The following is a 727-nucleotide window of genomic DNA, read 5'->3' as shown; positions in this document are numbered from 1 at the left end:
ACGACTCGCCGCTCGGCTTCGCGCCCCTGCGCCGGCACCTGGCCGGGCGGCTGGCGGAGCGCGGCATCGCCGCCGAGGCCGGGCAGATCCTGCTGGCCGATGGCGGCACCCAGGCGATCGACCTGATCGGCCGGTTCCTGCTGGAGCCGGGCGATGCCGTGCTGGTCGACGACCCGTGCTACTTCAACTTCCTGGGCGTGCTGCGCGCCCATCGCGCCCGGGTGATCGGCGTGCCGCGCACTCCGGCCGGCCCCGACCTGGACACCTTCGCCCGCGCCGCGGCGGAGCACCGGCCGAAGCTCTACGTCACCAACGCCGCCCTGCACAACCCGACCGGCGCCAGCCTGGCCCCTCAGATCGCGCACCGGCTGCTGACGCTGGCCGAGGCGCATGACCTGGTGGTGGTCGAGGACGACATCTTCGCCGATTTCGAGTCGGAGCCGTCGCCGCGCCTGGCCGCGCTGGACGGGCTGCAGCGGGTGATCCATATCGGCAGCTTCTCCAAGACCCTGTCCGCCGCGGTGCGCTGCGGCTTCATCGCCGCCCGGCCGGACTGGATCGAGGGGCTGACCGACCTGAAGCTGGCCACCAGCTTCTCCAACGGCGCCCTGGCGGCCCGGCTGGTGCACCGGCTGCTGACCGACGGCAGCTATCGCCGCCATGTCGAGGGGCTGCGCGGTCGGCTGGCGCGGGCGATGGGCGAGACCGCGCGGCGGCTGGGCGCGCT

At 74.1% G+C, this 727-nt stretch carries 1 protein-coding gene; it reads left to right on the top strand.

Annotation, left to right across the window (positions count from 1 at the left end):
- A partial coding sequence (locus tag P409_RS35520; RefSeq protein WP_034849876.1) for an aminotransferase-like domain-containing protein occupies nucleotides 1-727 on the top strand: 727 nt, incomplete at both ends.

This window comes from Inquilinus limosus MP06 (assembly GCF_000767795.1).
Taxonomy (GTDB): Bacteria; Pseudomonadota; Alphaproteobacteria; order DSM-16000; family Inquilinaceae; genus Inquilinus; species Inquilinus limosus_E.
This window is presented reverse-complemented; position numbering and strand designations above follow the sequence as displayed.